Annotated in this window: 1 protein-coding gene; it reads right to left on the minus strand. The window is 78.4% G+C overall.

Annotated features, from left to right (window positions below):
• Positions 1-1,382, minus strand: a 1,382-nt coding sequence (locus AE652_RS09950; RefSeq protein ID WP_049650873.1) for a non-ribosomal peptide synthetase, incomplete at both ends; no start/stop codon positions are given.

Genomic DNA, 1,382 nt, shown 5'->3' on the forward strand with positions numbered 1-1,382 from the left:
AGGCGGCGGCGCAGCAGGTGGACGACCCGCAGTGCGGCGATGGAGTGGCCGCCGAGCGAGAAGAAGTCGTCGGTGGGCCGGAGGCCGGTGACGCCGAGCACGGTGCCCCAGACCTCGGCGACCTGCCCGGCCAGTCCGCCGGCGCCCGACTCCGCGGCGGAGGCGGCGGCGGAGGCGGCGGCGGGGGCGGGCAGCGCCGCCAGGTCGACCTTGCCGTTCGGGGTGAGCGGCAGGGCGTCCAGCACGGTGATCACCGAGGGCACCAGGTGGGCGGGCACGGTGGCCCGCAGCCGCTCGGTCAGCTCGGCGGCGGTGACGGCGCCGGTGACGTAGCCGGCCAGCCTGCGGTCGCCGGGCGCGGGCTCGTGGACGGTGACGGCGGCGGCCCGGACGCCCGCCAGCCGGGCCAGGGCGTGCTCGACCTCGCCGAGCTCGACCCGGTAGCCGCGCAGCTTGACCTGGCGGTCCACCCGGCCGACGTACTCCAGCCGGCCGCCCTCGCCGCGCCGGGCCTGGTCCCCGGTGCGGTACATCCTCTCCCCCGCGGCGACCGGGTCGGCGACGAAGCGTTCGGCGGTCAGTCCGGGCCGGCCGAGGTAGCCGTGGGCGAGGCCGGGCCCGGCCAGGTACAGCTCGCCGACGACGCCGTCGGGGACGGGGGCGAGCTTCTCGTCCAGCAGGTGCAGGCGCACCCCGGGCAGCGGCGCGCCCAGGTGCGGTCCGGGGCCGCTGATCGGCGCGGTGACGGCGTCGACGGTGCACTCGGTGGGCCCGTACAGGTTGAGCGCGTCGACGCCGCCGTCGGCCAGCTCGCGCCAGGTGCGCTCGGGGACGGCCTCACCGCCCATGAACAGCCGCGGCACCCGGGCGCCGGCCAGCGGCTCGCGCAGCAGCTCCCAGTGCGAGGGGGTCAGGTCGAGGTCGGTGACGGCGTGCTCGGCCAGCAGGGCGGCCACCCGGGCCGGGTCGGCGCGGTGCTCCTCGCCGATCACCAGGACGGTGTCGCCGCGGCAGATCCGGGCCCACTGCTGGACGGAGGCGTCGAAGGAGACACTGGCGTTCCAGCCGACCACGCCGGGCTCGGCGCGGTAGGCGCCGCTCGCCTCCAGGGCCGTGACCAGGGCGGCGACGGCGCCGCGCGGCACCTCGACGCCCTTGGGGCGGCCGGTGGAGCCGGAGGTGTAGATGACGTACGCCGGGTCCAGCGGGTGGGCGTGCTCGGGCAGTTCGGGCCCGTCGGCGGCGGCGTCCGGGCGCAGCACCGGCACCCCGTCGGCCGCCGGGAGGCCGTCGGCGCTGATCAGGGCCGCGAGGTGGGCGTCGGCGGCCATGTGGGCGAGCCGCTCGGCGGGGTAGGCCGGGTCGAGCGGGACGTAGGCGGC

It is taken from the genome of Kitasatospora sp. MY 5-36 (genome assembly GCF_001182915.1).
Lineage (GTDB): Bacteria > Actinomycetota > Actinomycetes > Streptomycetales > Streptomycetaceae > Kitasatospora.